Here is a 21,168-nt window from a genome sequence, read left to right as displayed (position 1 = left end):
CGGTCAGGAAGCGGCCGTGCGCTGATCCTGCGCGAAGGCGCCGGGAGTGGTCCCCATCACCCGCTTGAACGCCGCGATGAAGGTGCTCGGGTGGGTGTGGCCCATCAGCTCGGAGACGTCCTGCACGCTGCGCCCCTCCGCCAGCAGCGCGAGCGCCCGGTGCGCCCGCAGCGCCTGGCGCCACTGCAGGAAAGACAGTCCGGTCTGCGCGCGGAGGACCCGCGAGAGGGTCCGCTCGCCGACACCGAGGTGCTGCGCCCAGTCGGCGAGCGTCCGCCGGTCGGTCGGGTCGTCGAGGAGGGCCGCGACCAGGGGCGCGAGCCGCTCGCCCTGCGGCACGGTGACGGAGTACTGCTCCGCCGACGGCGCGATGACGTCGAAGACCACCGCCTCCGCCCGCAGCCGCGCCGCCGCCTCGAGGTCGGTCCGCGCGAGCCGGGTGAGCAGCGCGGCGAGCACCGGGGTGATCTCGACGAGGACCGGCGCCGTGATCGGCACGGGCGAGCGCTCCGGATCGAACAGCGCGTCGCAGAGCGCGGTGCGCGCGGTCGTCCGCCCGGCGTGCTCCGTCCCGGCCGGGATCCAGACGCCGAAGCCGTCCGGCACGGTCAGGATCCGGTGCTCGAGCCGGACCGTCATGGTGCCGCCGCGGACCCAGACCAGCTCGTGCAGCGCGTGCCGGTGCGGCGCGAACTCGTGCGGCGCCTCGAGCCGGACGCTGCCGGCCGCGATCGCGAACGGCTCGGCGATGCGCGTCGGCGCACCGGTGTCCGCGACGACGACGGTGCTCGGCTCGCGCCGCCAGGTGCCCCGTGCGCTGTCCTCGTCCATGCCCACGATCTTAGGAAGCGCCCGCGCCGGGCAGACTGTCCCGGTGACCGCAGCGCAGATCTTCCGCGACCGCCTCGTCGAGCACATCGACGCCGTCGGCTTCGGTGCGCACGGCCTGCACGTGCTGATCGGCGACGACACGGCCGAGCACCGCTGGACGCCGGACGTCCGCGAGGACGTGCACTCCGTCGCCAAGGGCGTCTGCGTGCTGGCCGCGGGCCTCGCGGTCGACGAGGGCCTGATCTCCCTCGACGAGCCGCTGGGACCGCTGGCCGCGGACGTCTCGACCGACCTGGGTGAGGGAGTCGCCGACCTCACGCTGCGCCGGCTGCTCAGCATGACGAGCGGCATCGACCTGCCGTGGTCGCCGACCCTGATGACGGACTGGCCGGACCTCGCCGTCGAGTTCCTCCGCCGACCGTCCGCCGGGCCCGTCTTCCAGTACTCCAACGCCAGCAGCTACACCGCGATGCGTCTCCTGGAGACGCGGGTCGGTGACGTGGGCGAGTACGTCGACCGCCGCCTGCTGCGGCCGCTCGGGATCGAGGGCGCGGAGTGGGAGCGCTGCCCGAACGGCCGCATCGTCGCCGGCAGCGGGCTGGCGCTCCGCACGCAGGAGACCGCCCGGATCGGCCGCCTCCTCCGCGATCGCGGCGTCTGGCGGGGCGAGCGGATCCTCGCGCCCGAGTGGAGCGACCTGATGCACTCCGAGTGGGTCGCCGCGGGCACCGGCCCGGGCTACCGGCGCTACGCCCTCGCCGGCTGGGACGGCCCCGGCGCGAGCTGGCGCCTGCACGGCGCCTACGGCCAGCTGCTCGTCTTCGCGGGCGACGCGGTGGTGACGATCAGCGCCGACGACCATCCGGGCGCCGACGCGATCGCCGCGTTCATCGCGGCGGAGCGGGCGGCCGCCCAGCACTGACGGCCGGCCCGCACCCGCGGACTACTCGTCGCGGTCGGTGTACTCGCCCTCGCCGGTGGAGTCGGGACCGGAGCCCTCGGTGTCGACGTAGCTGCCCTTCTCGGTGCTCGACTCCGCGTGCGAGGAGGTGTCGACGTAGCTGCCCTCCTGCTCGCCGTCGGTGTGCGAGACGCCGTCGGTCTCGGTGTACTCGCCCTCGGCCGAGGTGTCGGTGCTGTGTCCGTCGGCGCCGTGGCCGTCCGTGCCGTGGCCGTCCGCGTCGCCGTCCGCGAGGTGGCGGCCGCGTCGGGTCGTCTCCTCGGTCGTGCCGCCGCTCTCGGTGGTCGTGGTGGTCTCGAACTCGTCGTCGTGTGCCATGGCGGGGCTCCTCGCCTCATCGCGTCGGGTGGATGGAGTCGACGATCCTGCACGCGGTCCGCCGGTGCAAGCCGTCGCGGCTGCACATCCGCGCACCTTGACATCCGGCGCACGTCCGCGACACGGGCAGCTCCGTGTCACCGGCACGTCGGCGTCCCGGGCACTTCGCCGTTCCCCGCCCCGAGCGCAACTCCTGTCGCGACCCGTCCGCCGCCGCCTAGCCTCCGAGCATGACTGCACGGACTGCACGCACCCGCTGGAGCGTCATCGGCCAGCTCGGCCCCCTCTTCGACGACGGCGGCCCGATGCTGCTCGTCGAGGCCCGCTCGGCCTTCGGTCGGCGGCCGATGCACCGCGCGAAGGCGCAGCTGCTGCTCTCGGCCCTGCGCCACCGCGGCCGCGAGCTCGGCGACCGCGTCGAGTACGTCCGCGCCGAGACCTTCGCCGAGGGGCTCGCGGGCCGCGACGACCTCGAGGTGATCGACCCGCCGACCCGGGGCGGCCGCCGCCTCGCCCGCCGGCTGGGCATGAGCGTGCTGCCCAGCCGCGGCTTCGTGACGGAGGAGGAGGACTTCCGCGAGTGGGCGCTCGCGAAGTCCGGCAAGCGCCTCCTCCTCGAGGACTTCTACCGCTGGAGCCGCGAGCGCACCGGAGTGCTGATGCGCGGCGACCAGCCGGAGGGCGGCCGCTGGAACTACGACCACGACAACCGCAACCCGCCGCCCAAGGGCGCGTCGCGGCTCGGCCTGCCCGATCCGTGGTGGCCGGAGGAGGACGACATCGACGAGGAGGTGCGCGCCGATCTCGCCCGCTGGGAGCGCGAGGGCGCGATCCGGCTCGTCGGCGAGGACGGCCCGCGCCGGTTCGCGGCGACCCCCGCGGAGGCGGAGGCGGCGCTCGCCGACTTCGTCTCGTCGCGGCTCGGCGACTTCGGCACCTACGAGGACGCGATGCTCTCCGGCGACTGGACGATGGCGCACTCGCTGCTGAGCGCCCCGCTCAACCTCGGCCTGCTCGATCCGCGCGCCGTGATCGACGCCGCCGCGGCCGAGCACGCCTCGGGCGGCGCCCCGCTCGCGAGCGTCGAGGGCTTCGTCCGGCAGATCCTCGGCTGGCGCGACTACGTCTGGCACCTCTACTGGCACCTCGGCCCGGACTACCGCGAGCGCAGCAACGCGCTCGGCGCGAAGGCCCCGCTGCCGCAGCAGCTGCTCGACCTCGATCCGGCCGGCATCGAGGCGAACTGCCTGCACGAGACCCTCGACGACGTGCGCCGCCACGGCTGGGCGCACCACATCCAGCGGCTGATGGTGCTCGGCAACTGGGGCCTGCAGCGCGGCTGGGACCCGGCCGAGCTGAACGACTGGTTCGTCGACGTCTTCGTCGACGGCACGGAGTGGGTGATGCCCGCGAACGTGATCGGCATGTCGCAGCACGCGGACGGCGGGATCGTCGCGACCAAGCCGTACTCCTCCGGCGGCGCCTACATCAACAAGATGTCCGACTACTGCGGCGGCTGCCGCTTCAACCCGAAGGTGCGCCTGGGCGAGAACGCCTGCCCCGTCACCGCCGGCTACTGGGCCTTCCTCGACCGCACCGAGCCCGTCCTCCGCGGCAACCACCGGATGGCCCAGCCCCTCGCGGGCCTGCGAGCCCTCTCCGACCGCGCCGCCGTCGTCGACCAGGAGCGCCACCGCGAGAGCTACTGACCCGCGGCCTGCAGGAGCCGGGTCTCGATACGCCCTGCGGGCTACTCGATCAGCAGGAGTCGACCCGCGTCGACGCGCTGTGGGCGCACTGCATGCTGATCGAGTAGCCCGCGCAGCGGGCGTATCGAGATCGGGCCCGTCGGAACGCCCCCGCGACGCGAGCGTCTCCGGCTCCGCCTAGCCCGCGCGGTACACCGACACCGTCACCGCGACGGTCACCGCCGTCGTCCCGTCGCGCCCCGTCAGCAGCGCATCCACCGCCGCCGCGTCGACGTGGTGCGCGCTCGGCCCCATCAGCACCTCCGCCCGCAGCTCGCCGGGCGTCATCGCGACCGCGTAGTCCAGCTCCTCGCGCGCCGCCCGCTCGAAGCCCTGCAGCTGCTCGTCGAGCCGCTCCGCCTTGCCCGCGTCGATGCCGAGCATCCCGAACACCGGGCGGATCTCGCCGAGGTGCCGCTCGCGCGGCGTCACCACGATCGCGACGCCGCCCGCCCGCAGCACCCGCCGCATCTCGGGCGCGTTCCGCGGCGCGAAGACGGTCAGCAGCGCGTCCGCACAGCCGTCGGCGAGCGGCAACGGCTGCCACAGGTCCGCCGTCGCCACCGCGGCCCGAGGATGCGCGCGCGCAGCCCGGCGCGCCGCCGCCGCCGACAGGTCCAACCCCAGCCCGCTCGCCTCCGGCCGCGCCTCGAGGACCGCCGCGAGGTACGCGCCGGTCCCGCAGCCGAGGTCCACGACCAGCCGCGCGTCCGCCGGCACCGCCGCGGCGACCGCGTCCTGGATCGGCCGGTAGTGCCCGGAGCTCAGGAGCACGTCGCGCGCCTGCACCATCGCCGCGGTGTCGCCCGAGGTCGCGTGCCGGCCGCGCAGCAGCGAGACGTAGCCCTGGCGCGCCAGATCCGCGCTGTGCCCGAGCGGGCAGCGCAGCAGGGTCGGCCGCGGCAGCGCGTCCGACGCGAGCGGCGCCCCGCAGACCGGGCAGGCGAGCGCGGGCAGGACCGCCGACCCGGGGATCCCCGCCGGGTCGAAGGGGTGCCGGCTCACGCGGAGCGCCCCGGATCACGGGGCACGGAGTCGACCTGCTCCGGATCGTGCCGCATCGCCGTGATCGCCGAGTTCAGCGTCGCGATCACCGGCACCGCGAACAGCGCGCCGGCCAGTCCCGCCACCTCGAGCCCGGTCGCGACGCCCAGCACGACGGCCAGCGGATGCACCTTGACCGCCGAGCCGAGGATCAGCGGCTGCAGCACGTGCCCCTCCACCAGGTGCACGACGACGACGACGCCGATCATCACCAGCGCCGCCACCGGTCCGCTGAACAGCAGCGCGACGACCGCCGCGAGCGCCCCCGTCACGATCGCGCCGAGGAACGGCACGAAGGAGCCGAGGAACACCACGATCGCGATCGGCACGACCAGCGGCAGCTGCAGAGCGAGCGCGCCGATCCCGATGCCGATCGCGTTGATCGCCGCGACTCCGAGCTGCGCCCGGACGAACTGGCTGAGCGTCCGCCAGCCGGCCGCAGCCCCCGTGTCCAGCGGCAGGCGCGCGGCGCGCGGCATCAGCCGGAGGAACCAGGTCCAGATCCGCCGGCCGTCGAGCAGCAGGAAGATCAGCGAGAACAGGGTGAGCAGCGCGCCCGCGAACACCTCCGCGACCTGCGAGCCGACGGCGAGGGCTCCGGAGGCGATCGTCGACGCCTGGGTGTCGGCCCAGTCGATCGCCTTCTGCGCCCAGTCGCCGAGCTGCACGTCGGAGAAGCCGAGCGGCGGGCCCTGCAGCCAGGCCTCCACGTCGTCGACCGCGTCGAGCGCCCGCTGCCCGACGCCGCCGAAGCCCGCGCGGGACTGGACGACGACGAGCCCGATCAGGCCGACCAGCGCGAGCAGGAGCGCGAGGATCGAGACGAGCACGGCCAGCGGGCGCGGCAGCCGCCAGCGCTCGAGCCGGTCCCGCAGCGGAGTGAGCAGCGCGGTGACCAGGATCGCGATCAGCACCGGCACCACGACGACCGGCACCAGCGCGACCAGCTTCACGACCAGCCAGAGCAGCGCCGCGACGGCCAGCACCCGCCAGCCCCAGGCGGCGGCGATGCGCATGCCGGGGGAGACGTCGTGCTGCTCGTCGGCCGCAGGGATCGGGGAAGTCGCGGCCGGAGGGGTCGCCACCGCGTCGCGTCCCCCGTCGCGCGGTCGGCGTCCTCGCATGTCCCCTCCGATTTCCCTCGCAGTGTACGACCGCGGCGGACGACCTGCCCGGGAGTCCTGCGCCGGAACGACGGATCCGGTTGCGAAACGGCGGGAGAACTGACGTAATGGAGGCACTATGGCCCTCACGAGCACGGTTTTCGAACGATCCGCCCCCGATCCCACCGTCGTCGACGCCGCCCTGGCCGGCACGCGGCGCGGGGTGTTCTGGCTCGAGGACCTCGACGCCCCGCGTCCGGCCCTCTCCGGCGCCGTCCGCGCCGACCTGGTGGTCGTCGGCGGCGGCTACACCGGCCTGTGGAGCGCCCTGCGCGCGAAGGAGCGCGATCCGAGCCGCCGCGTAGTGCTGCTCGAGGCCCGCTCGCTCGGCTGGGCCGCCTCCGGTCGCAACGGCGGCTTCGTCGAGTCGAGCCTCACCCACGGCCGCGAGAACGGCCTCGCGCGCTGGCCCGCCGAGGCCGCCCGCCTCGAGGAGCTGGGCGTGCGGAACCTCGACGACATCGAGGCGACCGTCGCCCGCTACGGCATGGACTGCGACTTCGAGCGCACCGGCTCGCTCGCCGTGGCGGTGGAGGAGTACCAGGTCGGCCCGCTCGCGGACGGCGACGGCGTCGCGGGCGGCCGCTTCCTCGACACCGCCGAGGTGCGTGCCCTGGTCGACTCGCCGACCTTCCTGGCAGGCCTGGCCGCGCCCGCGGAGCAGTGCGCCCTGGTGCACCCCGGCAAGCTCGTCCGCGAGCTCGCGCGGGTCGCGGAGGAGCTCGGCGTCGAGATCCACGAGGACAGCCGCGTGCTCGGCCTCGAGCGCGCCGGCGCCGGCGTGCTCGTCCGCACCGCGGGCGGCTCCGTGGCGGCGGATCAGGCGATCCTCGGCACCAGCGCCTTCCCCTCGCTGCTCGCGCGCACCCGGCTGATGACCGTGCCGGTCTACGACCACGTCCTGATGACCGATCCGCTCGACGCCGCCCAGCTGGCCTCGATCGGCTGGACCGGCCGCGAGGGCCTCAGCGACGTCGCCAACCAGTTCCACTACTACCGCCGCACCGCCGACGACCGCATCCTCTGGGGCGGCTACGACGCCGTCTACCACCCCGGCGGCCGGATCCGCTCGGCCTACGAGGACCGCCCGGAGACCGACCGCGCGCTCGCCGCGCACTTCCTGACCACCTTCCCGCAGCTCGAGGGCCTCCGCTTCAGCCACCGCTGGGCCGGGGTGATCGACACCAGCACCCGCTTCGCCGCCTTCTACGGCACCGCGCTCGCCGGTCGCGTCGCCTACGCCGCGGGCTACACCGGCCTCGGCGTCGGGACGACCGCCTTCGCGGCCGACGTGCTCCTCGACCTCCTGGCCGGCGAGCCGACCGAGCGGACCGAGCTGGAGATGGTCCGCAAGCGCCCGCTGCCGTTCCCGCCCGAGCCGTTCGCCACCGCCGGCATCCAGGCCACGCGCTGGTCGCTCGACCGCGCCGACCACGACGGCGGCCGGCGGAACCCGCTGCTGCGGACCCTCGACGCGCTCGGGCTGGGCTTCGACTCCTGATCGGCTTCGACTCCTGATCCGCCGCGACTCCTGATCGGCCTCGGTTCGGATCGGCCCCGACTCGTGACGGCGCCCTCCGCCCGGTAGCGTGCTCTGCGGGGGCACCGTCGGGTGCGGGAGGGACACGGATGCTCGCGTCAGCGCTCGAGGTCCTGCTCGCGGTCGCAGGGGCCGCCGCCGGTGCCATCCTCGTCGTCAGCGGCGTGCTGAAGCTCGGGCGGACGGAGCGGTTCCGCGCGAGCCTCGCCGCGCTCGGTCTGCCCGCCCGGCTCTCCGCGGGCCCGCTCTTCGCCCGCGCCTTCCCCGTCGTCGAGATCGCGCTCGGCCTGGCGATCCTGCTCGCCCCGTCACCGCTGTACCGCGGCGCGCTGCTCGGCGCGGTCGCGGTCGACGTCGTCTTCCTCGTCGTCGCGATCCGGGCGGTCCGCGCCCCGGAGCCGGTCGAGTGCGAGTGCTTCGGCGGCCTCGGCGACGCCCGGATGACCGGCCGCACGGTCGCGCGGAACGTCGTCCTGCTCGCGCTGGCGCTCGCCGGGCTCGTCGGGGCCATCGCACCGGCGGAGCTGCTCGTCCCCGGGGTCCCGGCGCTGCTCGCCGTGCTGCTCGCACTCGCGCTCGTCCCGGTGCGCGACCGGCTCGCCGCGCGAGCACCCGCGGCGTCGACGCCCGCGGCGGCACCCGCGTCCCCGAGCGACCTCGGCGACCTCGCCTTCCTCACCGCCGCCGGCGAGCCGATCGCCCTCGCCGAGTGGGCGGACCCGCCGACGCACCTCGTCTTCTTCTCGCCGTCCTGCATCTCCTGCCACGAGCTGGTCGAGCGCTTCCGCTGGTGGCCGAACGGCCTGCGCGAGGGCGAGGAGCTGATGCCCGTCTTCCTCGGCGCGCCCGCCGACTTCGCCGCCCATGAGGTGTTCGCCCCGCTCGTCGAGCACGCGCTCTACGACCCCGACCGGTCGATCGCCGCCGCTCTCGGTCGTGGCGCCACCCCGGGCCACGTGCTGCTGGACCCGGAGCACCCCCTCGGCGACGGCTGGACCAGCGGCGCGTTCGAGATCGAGAGGCGGGTGCTCCGCCCCGACTTCTTCGAGGACGTCCGCCGCGGCGCGGTCGGACCCGTCCCCGACGCCGCCGGGCACGCATGACCCCGCTCCTGGTGGTGCTGGTCCTCGCGCTGGTCGTGATCGCCGGCGCCGCCGTCGTCGGCCCGCGCCTCGGCGTCGCCTCGCCGCTCGTGCTGGTCGGGATCGGGGTGGCCGCGAGCTTCCTGCCCGTCGTCGGTCCGATCGAGATCGAGCCGGAGTGGATCCTGGCCGGGGTGCTCCCGCCGCTGCTCTACTCGTCCGCGGTGTCGATGCCGGCGATGAACTTCCGCCGCGAGTTCGGTGCGATCAGCGGACTCTCGGTGCTGCTGGTCGTCGGCACCTCGCTCGTGCTCGGCCTGTTCTTCCAGCTTGTCCTGCCGGATCTCGGCTTCGCCTGGGGCGTCGCGCTCGGCGCGATCGTCAGCCCCACGGACGCGGTGGCGACCTCGATCGTCAAGGGCACCTCCGTCTCGCGGCGGGTCGTCGCGATGCTCGACGGCGAGAGCCTGCTCAACGATGCGACGGCCCTGGTGCTGCTGCGCACCGCGATCGCGGCCGCCGCGGCGAGCTTCTCCTTCTGGGGCGCGCTGGGCTCGTTCGGCTACTCCGTGCTGATCGCGGGGATCGTCGGCGGTCTGGTCGGCTGGCTGAACCTGGCTGTGCGCCGCCGGGTGCAGGACCCGACGGTCAACACGATCCTGTCGTTCACCGTGCCCTTCCTCGCCTCCGTCCCGGCCGAGCTCCTCGGCGCCTCGGGACTGGTCGCAGCGGTCGTCGCCGGCGTCGTCACGGGCATCCGCGCGCCGCGCGAGCTCTCGCCGCAGAACCGCCTGTCCGACTCGCAGAACTGGCGGACGGTCGAGCTGGTGCTCGAGGGCACGGTGTTCCTCACGATGGGCCTGCAGGTCCGGGCGATCGTGACGAGCGTCGAGGAGGACCACGCCGGCGTCGGCCCGGCCGTGCTGATCGCGGCGGGCGCGCTCCTGCTGACGATCCTGGTGCGCGCGGCCTACGTCGCCCCGCTGCTCGGCGTGCTGAGGAGCCGCGGCCGGCTGCGCGAGCGGATGCGCCCCCGCGTCGAGGGCCTGCAGGAGCAGATGGGCACCGAGGAGGGCCGCGAGGAGAGCCTGAAGCGGATCAGCCGCGGGCGCCGGTCGCCGACCGCCCGCGATCTCGAGCGCTTCGGCACCCGGCTGACCCGGATGCTCGCCGACATGGAGTACTTCGTCCGCGCGCCGCTCGGCTGGCGCGAGGGCACGGCGGTGGTCTGGGCCGGGATGCGCGGCGCGGTCACGGTCGCCGCCGCGCAGACCCTGCCCGAGGACACCCCGCAGCGCTCGGTCCTCGTGCTGATCGCGTTCGCGGTGGCCGCGCTGTCGCTGCTGCTGCAGGGCGGCACGGTCGGGCCGCTGCTGCGCGCCATCGCCCCGGACGTCGACGAGGCGGCCGAGGAGAGGGCCCGCGAGGAGGAGCGCACCCGCGTCTTCGCCCTCCTGCGCACCAGCGCCGAGGCCGTCCAGGAGCCGCCGCCCGCCCCGGACGCGCCGCGGACCGAGGCCTTCCTCCAGGCCCAGCGGCACCGGCTCGCCGTGATCGCCGCTCAGCGCGCGGACCTCCTCGACGCCCGCGACAACGGCACCTTCGACGCCGACGTCCTCGCCTCGGTGCTCGCCGCGCTCGACGCCTCGCAGATCGACCTCGAGATCCGCGCGCGCACCGCCCGCTGATCCACCGTCCTGCGCGCCGCCTGCGGCCACCCGGTAGCCGCCCGAAACATGAGGGTCGTACGGTGAGCGCATGCGCGCAGAACTGACCCTCGGTGCGGAGGAGGAGCTCCACCTCATCGATCTCGAGTCGAGGCAGCTCTCCCCCCACGCCCCCCAGGTGCTCGCCCGGCTGCCGAAGGAGAGCTTCTCGGCCGAGCTGCAGCGGACCACGGTCGAGACGAACACCGCGGTGGTCGACTCGCTCGACGGGCTCCGGGAGCAGCTGATCTCGCTCCGGCGCGCGGTGATCGACGCCGCGGCGCCCGACGGCATCGGCATCGCGGCCGTCGGCACCGCGCCGCGCTCCGAGCACGGCGACTTCGAGCTCACCAGCACCGGCCGCTACGGCCGCATGCAGGAGCAGTACCGGATGCTCGTGGACGAGCAGCTGATCTGCGGCACCCAGATCCACGTCGGCGTCTCCGACCGCGAGCTCGCCGTGCAGATCGCCCAGCGGATCGCGCGCGACCTGCCGGTGCTGCTCTCCGCCAGCGCGAGCAGCCCCTACTGGAACGGTCAGGACACCGGCTACGCCAGCATCCGGACGATCATCTGGCAGCGCTGGCCGAGCGCCGGCGCGACCGGGCCGCTGGAGTCCGCGGCCGAGTACGACCGCCTCCTCGACGACCTGATCGCCACCGGCGTCATCGCCGACTCGAAGATGGCCTACTTCGACGTCCGGCCCTCCTCGCACGCGCCGACCCTCGAGCTGCGGGTCTGCGACGCGATGCCGATCGTCGACGACGCGGTGCTGATCGCCGGGCTCTTCCGCGGCCTCGTCCGCACCGCCGAGCTCGACATCGAGGCGGGCCGCCCGTTCCGGCACACGCCGCCGCCGATCCAGCGCGCCGCCACCTGGCAGGCCGCCCGCGGCGGTCTCTCGGGGCCGCTGCTCGACCACACCGAGCACCCCCGCCCCGTCCCCGCCGCTGAGGCGCTGCGCAGCCTGATCGCCCGCCTCCAGCCCGCACTGGACGAGCTCGGCGACCTGGAGCAGGTGCGCGCCCTCGCCGAGGCGCTGATCGCGCGCGGCAACTCCGCCGACCGCCAGCGCGCCGTCCTCGCCGAGCGCGGCACCCTCGACGCCGTGGTCGACGCCGTCGTCGCCGAGACGCACGGCCCGGCGAGCGGCCCGATCCTGCCCGCCCCGAGCCTGCGCACCTACCGCGTCCGCGCCGGCGACGAGGCCGTCGCGACCGGCGGCCGCGCGAAGAGCGCGTACCAGCCGATCCTCGAGCACTTCCGCGGCCTCGGCCCCGAGCGGCTCGAGACCCTGCACGAGTCCCGCGACCGGCTCGTCGAGCAGGCCGGGCTCACCTTCCGCGTCGGCGAGGAGGACCGGCCGTTCCCGGTCGACCTCGTCCCGCGCGTGCTCCAGGCCCACGAGTGGAGCGAGCTCGCCGCCGGGCTCGAGCAGCGCGCCCGCGCTCTCGAGTGCTTCCTGCAGGACGTCTACGGCGAGGGCCGGGCGGTCCGGGCCGGCGTGGTCCGCGATCTGCGCGGCGCGCCGGGCTGGAGCGAGGACGCGGCACGGCTGCCCGCCGGCACGGTCCGCGGCGCCGTGATGGGCTTCGATCTCGTCCGCAACGAGTTCGGCGGCTGGCGGGTGCTGGAGGACAACCTCCGGAACCCCAGCGGCCTCGCCTACGCCCTGGGCATCCGCGCGCTGCTCGACGACGTGCTGCCCGATCTGCCGCGACCCGCGGGCCTGCTCGATGCGTCGACGGCGCTCGCCGGACTGCGCGCGACGCTCGCCCACGGGACGAAGCGCGCCGACCCGGTGCTCGGGCTGCTCTCCAGCGGAGCGTCGAGCTCGGCCTGGTTCGAGCACCGCCGGCTGGCCGAGGGCGCGGGGCTCCTGCTGCTCGAGGCGGGCGACCTCACCGTCGAGGGCGGTCGCGTCCTGGCCGGCGGCACGGTCGTCGACGCGCTCTACCTGCGGCTCGACGTCGAGCTGGCCGACCTCCTCGCCGGCGACCGCGCGATCGGCCGCGAGATCCTCGAGGTCGCGGCGGCCGGCGACGTGTACCTGGCGAACGCGCCCGGCAACGGCGTCGCGGACGACAAGGCCCTCTACTGCGCGGTGCCCGAGCTGATCGGCTACTACCTCGACGAGCGCCCGCTGCTCGAGTCCGTGCCGACCTACCGCCCCGAGGACGAGGCCGAGCGCCGGATCGTGCTCGAGCGGGTCGGCGAGCTGGTCACCAAGCCGGTCGACGGCTACGGCGGCCGCGGCGTGATGATCGGCCCGTCGGCCCCCGCGGCGCGGGTCGCCGAGCGGCGCGCCGAGATCGCGGCGGACCCGGGCGCCTGGGTCGCTCAGGAGGTGGTCCGGCTCTCCTCGCTGCCCGCGTTCTCGGGCACCGACCTGCAGCCGCGGCACATCGACCTCCGCGCCTTCGTCTTCGTCACCGGCACCGGTCCCGGCGACGTCCGCCTCGCCGACCTCGCGCTCACCCGCGTCGCGGCGGAGGGCAGCATGATCGTCAACTCCTCGCGCGGCGGCGGCGCGAAGGACACCTGGATCGTCGGAGGCTGAGATGTGCGGCATCGCGGGCGAGATCCGGTTCGACGGCGCGCGCGCCGACATCGGCGCCGTGGACCGGATGACCGGCTGCCTCGTGCACCGCGGCCCGGACGGCGACGGGCTCTGGGCGGCGGGCCGCGTGGCGCTCGGGCACCGGCGGCTGGCGATCATCGACCTCTCCGCGGCCGGCGCCCAGCCGATGGTCGACGCCGCACTCGGCCTGACGATCGTCTTCAACGGCTGCATCTACAACCACCGGGAGCTGCGCGCCGAGCTGGAGGGGAAGGGGCACCGCTTCTTCTCGCACTCCGACACCGAGGTGATCGGCAAGGCGTACGCCCAGTGGGGCGAGGACTGCGTCGACCACCTGCTCGGCATGTTCGCCTTCGCGATCGTCGAGCGCGAGTCCGGCCGGGTGGTGCTGGCGCGCGACCGCCTCGGCATCAAGCCGCTCTACCTCGACGAGACCCGCGAGCGGATCCGCTTCGCCTCGACCGTCCAGTCCCTGCTCGCGGCCGGCGGCGTCGACACCTCGATCGACCGCACGGCGCTGATGCTCTACCTGAGCTTCCACTCGGTCGTGCCCGCCCCGCGCACGATCCTCGCCGGAGTCACCAAGCTGCCGCCGGCGACCGTCCGCGTGATCGAGCCCGACGGCACGAGCCGCGAGCGCGTCTACTGGGAGCCGGTCTTCGCCCGCGATCCCGACCGCGCCGCCTGGACCGAGCGCGACTGGCAGGAGGCGCTGCTCGCGTCGTTCCGCACCGCCGTGTCGCGCCGGATGGTCGCGGACGTGCCGGTCGGCGTGCTGCTCTCCGGCGGCATCGACTCCAGCCTGATCGTGGCGCTGCTGGCCGAGGCCGGCCAGACCGGGCTGCAGACCTTCTCCATCGGCTTCGACGCGGCGGGCGGCGAGTCCGGCGACGAGTTCGAGTACTCCAGCCTGGTCGCGGAGCGCTTCGGCACCGACCACCACCGCCTGCCGATCGACTCCGCGCGGCTGCTGCCCGGGATCGACGCGGCGGTCGGCGCGATGAGCGAGCCGATGGTCTCCCACGACGCCGTCGCCTTCCACCTGCTCAGCGAGGACGTCTCGCAGCACGTGAAGGTCGTGCAGTCGGGTCAGGGCGCCGACGAGGTGCTCGGCGGCTACGACTGGTACCCGCCCCTGGCGCGGGTGCCGCGCGAGCGCGCCGTCGAGGCCTACGCGGACGTCTTCGTCGATCGCCCCTTCTCCGCGCTGCAGGCGCTGCTGGCCCCCGCCTGGCGCGGAGACCCCGATGCCGCGACCGCCTTCCTCGCCGAGCGCTTCGCCCGCCCCGGCGCCGACACGGCCGTGGACGCGGCGCTGCGCAACGACACCGCGGTCATGCTCGTCGACGATCCGGTGAAGCGCGTCGACAACATGACGATGGCCTGGGGCCTGGAGGCGCGCGTCCCGTTCCTCGACCACGAGTTCGTCGAGCTCGTCGGCACGATCCCGCCGGAGCTCAAGCTCGCCGACGGCGGCAAGGGGATCCTCAAGCGGGCCGTCCGCGGCATCGTCCCGGACGAGGTGATCGACCGCACCAAGGGATCCTTCCCGGTGCCGGCGATCCGTCAGCTGGAGGGGCCCTACCTGGAGCGGGTGCGGGCGGCGCTGACCGACCCGGCCGCTCGGCGCCGCGGCGTCTTCGATCCCGCGACAGTCGACGCACTGCTGGCCGACCCGAACGCGACCCGCACCCGCCTGGGCTCGAACGAGCTCTGGCAGCTCGCTCTGCTCGAGATGTGGCTCCAGGAGCACGGCGTCGGCTGAGCGGTGCCGGAGGATGGAGGCATGACGCCTCCTCTCATCGATTCGCCGCAGGCCGACCGCGTGGCCGCCGCCGAGGAGCTCGCGCTCGGACTCGTGCACGCCTGGGGCAGCTGGGGTCCGACGATGACCCCGGACGCCGCCCGCGTCGCCTTCCTCAGCGATCGCGGCGGGTCGCCGGAGGTCTGGGTGCAGGACGTCGTCGTCGGGGCCGAGCCGAGCGAGGCGCGCCGCATCGCCCTCACCGAGGACCCGGTGCTCGAGGTCTCCTGGTCCGCCGACTCCGCCTGGCTGGCCTGCCTCGTCGCGACCGACGGCGGCGTGCGCAGCCAGGTCTGGGTGGTCCGCCCCGACGGCTCGGACGCCCGCCGCATCGCCGGCTCCCGCGACGCGCACGCCGAGCTCGGCCCGTGGACGCGCAGCGGCCACCACGTCGTCGTCACGATCCCGTCGGCCGAGCCAAAGCAGCCGACCCGCTCGTTCCTGGTCGACCCGGTGACGGGCGAGCGGAAGCCGCTCGTCGACGGCGACCTCATCTCGGTGCTGGACCTCTCGGTGGAGGAGCGCCTCGTCGTGGTCCGCGACGGCCAGCGCGGCCAGCAGTACTGCGTGGTCGTCGACCGGCTGACCGACGAGAACCACGCCCTCCTGCCCGACTCGGGCACCGGATCCACGGACGTCGCGCTGCTGCGCCCGTCGCCGCTGCACGACACCGAGAGCCCGATGGTCGCCTACCTCGCCACCGACGTCGACCTGCCGCGGCGCCAGCTCGTCGCGATGCCGCTCGGCCCGGACGGCTGGCGCGGCCGGATCCGCCGCCTCGCCGCCCGCGACGACGCCGAGCTCGAGGGCCTGGACGCCGACGACGCCGGCCGGATGCTGATGCTGGTCTGGAACGTCGCGGGCTCGAGCGAGATCGAGCTGCTGGACACCACCACCGGCGCCCGGGTCCCGGTCGCCGGGCTCCCGGGACTGGTGGCGACGACGCCGGTGCTCTCCCGCGACGGCGGCGCGGTGATCCTCGGCGTCGAGGGCCCGGAGCGCCCCCGAGAGCTGTGGCGGCTGGACACGGCGACCCACGAGTGGTCCCGGATCACCGGGGTGCCGACGCTCGATGCACCGCCGCTGATCGTGCCGACCCTCGAGCGCTTCACGGGCCGCGACGGCCTCGCGCTCTCCGGCTGGCTCTACCGCGCGCCCGGGTCGACGGAGCCCGGAGCGGCCATGCTCAGCCTGCACGGCGGTCCGGAGTCGCAGGAGCGGCCCACCTTCTCCGCCCAGCACCAGGCGGTCGCCGCCGCGGGGATCACCGTCTTCGCGCCGAACGTGCGCGGCTCCTCGGGCTTCGGCCGCGACTTCGTGCACGCCGACGACGTGGAGAAGCGCCGCGGCGCCTTCGACGACGTCCTCGCCGCCGCCGCGCACCTCGTCGACGCCGGGATCGCCGACCCGGCGCGGATCGCCGTCACCGGCCGCTCCTACGGCGGCTACCTGACGCTCGCGTCGCTCGCCTTCTCAGCCGGCGTCTTCGCCGCCGGCGTCGACATCTGCGGGATGTCGCACCTGCAGACCTTCTACCGCGACACCGAGCCGTGGATCGCCTCCGCCGCCGTCACCAAGTACGGCCACCCCGAGCACGACGCGGAGCTGCTCGAGGAGCTGTCGCCGCTGAACGCGGCCGCCGCGATCGACGTGCCGCTGCTCGTCGTGCACGGCGAGCTCGACACCAACGTCCCGATCGGCGAGGCCCGGCAGATCGTCGCGGCACTCGAGGAGCTCGGCCGCCCGGTCCGCTACCTCCAGCTGGACGGCGAGGGCCACGAGTACCGCCGCGCCGACTCGAAGGAGACGCTGCTGCGCGAGCTCCTGCACTTCCTCACCGAGACCCTCGCCGCCCCGCCCATGCTGGTCGAGTAGCCCGGCAGGGGCCCTTGCATGCTGGTCGAGTAGCCCCGCAGGGGCGTATCGAGACCCGCCGCTCAGCGCGACTCGAACTCCTGGCGGAGCGTCCCGTGGATCGGGTGCGCCGGGTCGTCGCCGACCGCGCGCGCCGGGTCGTCGATCTCGACGGCGCGTCCCGGTGCGAGGTCCGCGTCACCGCCGACCATCTCCGAGACGCCGTCGAGCAGATCCTCGGCGATCCGGCTCGAGAGCCCGCTGCGCTCGCCCGGCCCGGGATCGGTGAGCTCGTCGACCGGAGCGGCCAGCGCCGCCTCCAGTCCCGTCCGCTCGACGCCGGCCTCCGGCTCGTGCTCGATCCGCCGCGCCTGCTCGTGCTGTGACTCCGACCCCTGGGGCATCGTCGCTCCTCGTCCGTCTCCTCGCGGCAGCGTCGTCCCGATTGGGGGCCGTGCACTCCCGCCGCTGCCCCGAGCGTAGATCACGGCGTGTCCGATCGCGGCTCAGTCGAGCAGCAGCCAGGAGTGCGCCTCGACCCGCACGCCGCCGACGGTCGCCGCCTCGTCGCCGAGGTTGAGCGCGAGCCGGGCGCTCTCGCCGGCCGGCCCCTCGGCGACCAGCAGCACGGCGGTGTTCGACAGGTCGACGCTCCTGGTCCGCGCGGCGACCAGCCACGGGTGCCTGCGGCGGAAGGCGATGACCTCCTGGTGCACGCGGTAGGCGTCGTTCCGCGGCCACTCGGCCGGCTCCGCCGGGAACTCCGGCCGGATCGCGTCGTCGCCGCCCGCGCGCTCCTCCTTGACGCCCTCGAGCCCGCGCTCGTCGCCCGAGTAGATGCTCGGCACGCCGCCGACGAAGCCGAGGATCGCGACGGCGTGCCCGTGGTGGCGCGGGTCGCTGATCGCGCTGGCGAGCCGGGTCACGTCGTGATTGCCGACGAAGGTCAGCGGCACTAACGTCTCCAGGAACTCGGCGTGGCGCTGCAGCGTCCAGTCCAGCTCGAAGAGGTTGCCCTCCTCGATCGAGCTGCGCACCGACTTCCAGAGCTCGTACTGCGTGACGGAGTCCAGACCCGACTCCCGCACGTAGCCGGCGTAGTCGCCGTGGATGACCTCGCCGACGAACCAGGCCTCGGGGAAGCGCTCGCGCACCGGGTCGATCGCGGCGCGCCAGGAGGAGGGGTCCACCGCGTAGGCGGCGTCGAGCCGCCAGCCGTCGATCCCGCGCTCGAGCCAGTGGCTCAGCACGGCGGAGACGTGCGCGGCGACCTCGGGGTTCGCGGTGTCGAGCTCGACGAGCGCCTCGTGGCCCTCGAAGACGTCGACCGGCAGGCCGTCGACCTCGCGCGCCGCGCCCGTCCGCCGGAAGCGCCCGGCGGCGGGGGAGCCCTCGCCCGCCGCGACGGCCTCGCGCCACCACGGGTGCTCGCGGCCGACGTGGTTGAAGACGCCGTCGAAGACCAGGCGGATCCCGCGCTCGCGGCAGGCCGCGATCAGATCGTCCAGGTCGCGCTCGTCGCCCAGGCGCGGGTCGACCCGGAAGTGGTCGACGGTGTCGTAGCCGTGCGTCATCGAGGCGAACACCGGCCCGAGCAGCAGGCCGTTGCAGCCGAGCGCGAGCAGGTCGTCGAGCCAGGGCAGGATCCGGCGCAGGCGGTGCTGCGGCTCGTCACCGGGCTGCGGCCCGTCGGCCGAGGTCGCCTCGGCGCCGAGGAACGCCAGCGGGTGGATCTGCCACCAGATCGCCGTCGAGATCCAGCCGTCCGTCGTCGTCTCCGCCACTGCGGCCGCCTCTCCCGGCGGGCTCGGGTGCGCGCCGTCGGCGAGTGTAGCGACGGCCCCTGACATCGCCTCCCAGCCGCTCCCGAGGGCTCCGCGGGCTGCCGATCGGCGTGTTTCCGGGGATTCCGTCGCGCGAATCGCCGCCGATCCGGGATCGGGCTGGTAGGTTACGGACGGTCCGACCGGTCGACGGGGTCCGTCCCCGGCCGTTGGACGACACACAACCACCAGCTGTTCTCAACAGCGCGAACGTCCTGGGAGGACACTCCAATGGCTGACAAGTCGCTCAACCGCACCGAGCTCGTCGCGAAGATCGCCGCCGACTCCGGCCAGAGCCAGGCCGCCGTCAACGGCGTCCTCGACTCGCTCTTCTCGACCCTCGCCGACTCCGTCTCCAACGACGTGAAGGTCACCATCCCCGGCTGGATCGCCGTCGAGCGCACGTCCCGCGCCGCGCGCACCGGCCGCAACCCGCAGACCGGCGAGACCATCCAGATCGCCGCCGGCCACTCGGTCAAGGTCTCGGCCGGCACCAAGCTCAAGGCCGCCGCCAAGTAGTCGCGGTCCGCGCCCTCACGGCGCAGCAGTTCCACTCGAAGACCCCGGCCCTCCGCCGGGGTCTTCGTCGTCCTGCCGCCCCCCCAGCCGCGAGAACGTAGGCTTGCCGGGTGAATCGAACCGTCCGGATCGCGGGCCCGGCGCTCCTGCTCGTGGTCGCCGCCCTCGTCGCGCTCCTGGCGGCGCTCGCGTTCGGCGGCGGTTCGGCCGCTCCGCTCCTGAACGACCCGGGGCCCGTCGTCCGCTTCGGCCTCCCGGTCGCCAAGCTCGCGGTCAACCTCGGTGCCGCCGGCATGATCGGCTCGCTCGTCCTGACGCTGTTCGCGCTCAGCCCTCGCGCGATCGCGAAGCGCACCGGCGCCCCCGCCGAGGCGGAGCCGCGCACCGAGTACACGATCGCGCTCGACGTCGCCGCCGCGAGCGCCGCGTTCTTCGCCGCCGCCTCCGCGCTGACCGGCTTCTTCACCTTCCTCAACGTCACCCAGACGCCGCTGAGCCTCGACCGCGACTTCGGCACGAAGCTCAGCTACTTCATCGGCAGCATCCCGGTCGGCCAGGCCTGGCTGATCACCACCCTCCTCGCCGCCGTCGTCACCGTCCTCTGCTTCGCCGTGCGCAACCAGACCGCCCTCGTCTTCGTCACCGCCGTCGCGCTCCTGACGCTGCTGCCGATGGCGCAGCAGGGCCACGCGGCCGGAGCGAGCGGCCACGACGCCGCGGTCACCGCCCTGGGTCTGCACCTGGTCTTCGCCGCGATCTGGCTGGGCGGCCTGCTCACGATCGTCGCGCTGCGGCCGCTGCTCGGCGGCGCGCGCCTGCTGCCCGTGCTCGGCCGCTACTCCAGCCTCGCCCTCGTCAGCTTCATCGTGGTCGCCGCCTCGGGCTACATCAGCGCCGAGTTGCGGCTCGCGACGCTCGGCAACCTGCTCACCGGCTACGGCGTGCTGGTGCTCGTGAAGGTCGCGGCGCTGACCGCGCTCGGCGTCTTCGGCCTCGTCCAGCGCCGCTTCCTGATCGCCCGGATGCGCAGCGCCGGCGGAGCGGGCGGGCGCAGCTTCTGGTGGCTCGTCGCCGCGGAGATCGCCTTCATGGGCATCGCCTCCGGCGTCGCCGCCGCCCTCGCGCGCACCGCGACGCCGGTCGACCAGGTCGCCGCCACCGAGCTGACGAACCCGACCCCCGCGGAGCTGCTCACCGGCGAGCCGCTGCCGCCGGCGCCGTCCGCCCTGAACTTCCTCACCCTCTGGAACGTCGACCTGGTCTGGCTTCTGGTCTGCGGCTTCGGCATCGCGTTCTACGTCGCCGGCGTCGTGCGCCTGCACCGCCGCGGCGACCGCTGGCCCGTGCACCGCACCGTGCTCTGGATCGCGGGCATGCTGCTGCTGGCGTACATCACCAACGGCGGCGTCAACGCCTACGAGAAGTACCTGTTCAGCGCGCACATGCTCGCGCACATGGTCCTGACCATGGCCGTCCCGGTGCTGCTGGTCCCGGCCGCGCCGGTCACGCTGATCGCGCGCGCCGCGGCCCGGCGCACCGACGGCTCCCGCGGCGGCCGGGAGTGGGTCCTGCTCGCCGTGCACTCGCGCTTCGCCACCGCGATCTCGCACCCGATCGTCGCGGCGCTGCTGTTCGTCGGCTCGCTCTGGGGCTTCTACTACTCGCCGCTCTTCCGCTGGGCGACGACCGACCACATTGGCCACGAGTGGATGATCGTCCACTTCCTGATCACCGGCTACCTCTTCGTGAGCGTCCTGATCGGCGTCGACCCGAGCGTGCACCACGTGCCCTACCCGATGCGCCTGCTGCTGCTGCTGGGCACGATGGCGTTCCACGCCTTCTTCGGCCTGGCGCTGATGACGGGGGAGGGCCTCCTGCTCGCCGACTGGTACGGCGCGATGGGCTGGGGCACGAACGCCCTCGACGACCAGCAGGCGGCCGGCGGCATCGCCTGGAGCATCGGCGAGATCCCCACGCTCGCCCTCGCGATCATCGTCGCGGTGATGTGGAGCCGCTCGGACGCGCGCGACTCCAAGCGGCTCGACCGCCAGGCCGACCGCACCGGCGAGGCCGAGCTCACCGCGTACAACGACCGCCTGGCCGCCCTGCAGAAGCGCGGCTGAGCCGGGCCCTGCACGATCCGGACCGTCCCGAGTCGAGTCGTCCCCGATCGAGTCGTCCCCGGTCGACGGAC

16 protein-coding genes are annotated in these 21,168 nt (G+C 74.3%); 10 read left to right on the top strand and 6 right to left on the bottom strand.

The genetic code is table 11. From position 1 onward, the window contains the following. Positions 1-3: 3 nt before the first annotated feature. Positions 4-831: a helix-turn-helix domain-containing protein gene (locus MT350_RS10955; protein WP_243600409.1), complete on the bottom strand. Its 828-nt coding sequence runs from the start codon at positions 829-831 to the stop codon at positions 4-6. A gap of 43 nt (positions 832-874) precedes the next feature. Here MT350_RS10955 and MT350_RS10950 point away from each other — a divergent pair, with 43 nt between their 5' ends. Next, positions 875-1,753 carry a serine hydrolase gene (locus MT350_RS10950; protein ID WP_243600410.1) on the top strand — a complete coding sequence of 293 codons (879 nt, stop codon included), beginning with the start codon at positions 875-877 and terminating at the stop codon, positions 1,751-1,753. Positions 1,754-1,774: 21 nt separating this feature from the next. Here the strand turns inward: MT350_RS10950 and MT350_RS10945 are convergent, their stop codons facing one another. Continuing rightward, complete coding sequence (locus MT350_RS10945) at positions 1,775-2,110, bottom strand: hypothetical protein (protein WP_243600411.1); 336 nt, start codon at positions 2,108-2,110, stop codon at positions 1,775-1,777. Positions 2,111-2,340: 230 nt separating this feature from the next. On the opposite strand from MT350_RS10945, the gene MT350_RS10940 reads away from it, so the two are divergent. Continuing rightward, positions 2,341-3,819, top strand: a complete 1,479-nt coding sequence (locus MT350_RS10940; protein WP_123444832.1) for a cryptochrome/photolyase family protein — start codon at positions 2,341-2,343, stop codon at positions 3,817-3,819. Positions 3,820-3,996: 177 nt separating this feature from the next. On the opposite strand, the gene MT350_RS10935 is transcribed toward MT350_RS10940, so the two are convergent. Beyond that, positions 3,997-4,863 carry a methyltransferase domain-containing protein gene (locus MT350_RS10935; RefSeq protein WP_243615908.1) on the bottom strand — a complete coding sequence of 289 codons (867 nt, stop codon included), beginning with the start codon at positions 4,861-4,863 and terminating at the stop codon, positions 3,997-3,999. Further along, positions 4,860-5,987, bottom strand: coding sequence for an AI-2E family transporter (locus MT350_RS10930; RefSeq protein WP_243615907.1), 1,128 nt, complete (start codon positions 5,985-5,987; stop codon positions 4,860-4,862). Before MT350_RS10930 ends, MT350_RS10935 begins: the two co-directional genes overlap by 4 nt. A 157-nt stretch (positions 5,988-6,144) precedes the next feature. Here MT350_RS10930 and MT350_RS10925 point away from each other — a divergent pair, with 157 nt between their 5' ends. The 6 genes from MT350_RS10925 (at position 6,145) to MT350_RS10900 (ending at position 16,653) form a co-directional block, all read left to right on the top strand. Further along, on the top strand, positions 6,145-7,566 hold the full coding sequence (locus MT350_RS10925; protein ID WP_243615906.1) for an FAD-binding oxidoreductase: 1,422 nt from the start codon (positions 6,145-6,147) through the stop codon (positions 7,564-7,566). A gap of 128 nt (positions 7,567-7,694) precedes the next feature. Further along, positions 7,695-8,708, top strand: a complete 1,014-nt coding sequence (locus tag MT350_RS10920; protein ID WP_243615905.1) for a MauE/DoxX family redox-associated membrane protein — start codon at positions 7,695-7,697, stop codon at positions 8,706-8,708. After that, on the top strand, positions 8,705-10,375 hold the full coding sequence (locus MT350_RS10915; protein WP_123734864.1) for a sodium:proton antiporter: 1,671 nt from the start codon (positions 8,705-8,707) through the stop codon (positions 10,373-10,375). Before MT350_RS10920 ends, MT350_RS10915 begins: the two co-directional genes overlap by 4 nt. 70 nt (positions 10,376-10,445) lie before the next feature. After that, positions 10,446-12,953 (top strand): glutamate--cysteine ligase, encoded by a 2,508-nt coding sequence (locus tag MT350_RS10910; RefSeq protein WP_243615904.1) that lies wholly within the window; start codon positions 10,446-10,448, stop codon positions 12,951-12,953. 1 nt (position 12,954) lies between these two features. After that, positions 12,955-14,739, top strand: a complete 1,785-nt coding sequence (locus MT350_RS10905; protein ID WP_243615903.1) for an N-acetylglutaminylglutamine amidotransferase — start codon at positions 12,955-12,957, stop codon at positions 14,737-14,739. A gap of 21 nt (positions 14,740-14,760) precedes the next feature. Further along, on the top strand, positions 14,761-16,653 hold the full coding sequence (locus tag MT350_RS10900) for a S9 family peptidase (RefSeq protein WP_243615902.1): 1,893 nt from the start codon (positions 14,761-14,763) through the stop codon (positions 16,651-16,653). A gap of 62 nt (positions 16,654-16,715) precedes the next feature. On the opposite strand, the gene MT350_RS10895 is transcribed toward MT350_RS10900, so the two are convergent. Both MT350_RS10895 and MT350_RS10890 read right to left on the bottom strand, forming a co-directional pair. After that, positions 16,716-17,036, bottom strand: coding sequence for a hypothetical protein (locus tag MT350_RS10895; RefSeq protein WP_123734868.1), 321 nt, complete (start codon positions 17,034-17,036; stop codon positions 16,716-16,718). A 102-nt stretch (positions 17,037-17,138) separates the two neighbouring features. Further along, on the bottom strand, positions 17,139-18,416 hold the full coding sequence (locus MT350_RS10890; RefSeq protein WP_243615901.1) for an alpha-amylase family glycosyl hydrolase: 1,278 nt from the start codon (positions 18,414-18,416) through the stop codon (positions 17,139-17,141). Between the two features lie 270 nt (positions 18,417-18,686). Between MT350_RS10890 and MT350_RS10885 the strand changes: the two genes are divergently transcribed. Continuing rightward, positions 18,687-18,974, top strand: coding sequence for an HU family DNA-binding protein (locus MT350_RS10885; protein WP_055786347.1), 288 nt, complete (start codon positions 18,687-18,689; stop codon positions 18,972-18,974). A 110-nt stretch (positions 18,975-19,084) separates the two neighbouring features. After that, positions 19,085-21,097, top strand: coding sequence for a cytochrome c oxidase assembly protein (locus MT350_RS10880; RefSeq protein WP_243615900.1), 2,013 nt, complete (start codon positions 19,085-19,087; stop codon positions 21,095-21,097). Positions 21,098-21,168: the final 71 nt, after the last annotated feature.

Source organism: Rathayibacter sp. VKM Ac-2928, assembly GCF_022815545.1.
Classification (GTDB): domain Bacteria; phylum Actinomycetota; class Actinomycetes; order Actinomycetales; family Microbacteriaceae; genus Rathayibacter; species Rathayibacter festucae.
Note: the sequence above shows the minus strand (reverse complement) of the source record. Positions and strands in the feature narration are given on the sequence as shown.

Excerpts from the sequence above, each read along its gene's own strand:
- MT350_RS10900 (WP_243615902.1), top strand. The coding sequence starts at position 14,761 with ATGACGCCTCCTCTCATCGATTCGCCGCAGGCCGACCGCGTGGCCGCC.
- MT350_RS10915 (WP_123734864.1), top strand. The coding sequence starts at position 8,705 with ATGACCCCGCTCCTGGTGGTGCTGGTCCTCGCGCTGGTCGTGATCGCC.
- MT350_RS10940 (WP_123444832.1), top strand. The coding sequence starts at position 2,341 with ATGACTGCACGGACTGCACGCACCCGCTGGAGCGTCATCGGCCAGCTC.
- MT350_RS10925 (WP_243615906.1), top strand. The coding sequence starts at position 6,145 with ATGGCCCTCACGAGCACGGTTTTCGAACGATCCGCCCCCGATCCCACC.
- MT350_RS10905 (WP_243615903.1), top strand. The coding sequence starts at position 12,955 with ATGTGCGGCATCGCGGGCGAGATCCGGTTCGACGGCGCGCGCGCCGAC.
- MT350_RS10895 (WP_123734868.1), bottom strand. The coding sequence starts at position 17,036 with ATGCCCCAGGGGTCGGAGTCACAGCACGAGCAGGCGCGGCGGATCGAG.
- MT350_RS10910 (WP_243615904.1), top strand. The coding sequence starts at position 10,446 with ATGCGCGCAGAACTGACCCTCGGTGCGGAGGAGGAGCTCCACCTCATC.
- MT350_RS10885 (WP_055786347.1), top strand. The coding sequence starts at position 18,687 with ATGGCTGACAAGTCGCTCAACCGCACCGAGCTCGTCGCGAAGATCGCC.
- MT350_RS10955 (WP_243600409.1), bottom strand. The coding sequence starts at position 831 with ATGGACGAGGACAGCGCACGGGGCACCTGGCGGCGCGAGCCGAGCACC.
- MT350_RS10920 (WP_243615905.1), top strand. The coding sequence starts at position 7,695 with ATGCTCGCGTCAGCGCTCGAGGTCCTGCTCGCGGTCGCAGGGGCCGCC.
- MT350_RS10945 (WP_243600411.1), bottom strand. The coding sequence starts at position 2,110 with ATGGCACACGACGACGAGTTCGAGACCACCACGACCACCGAGAGCGGC.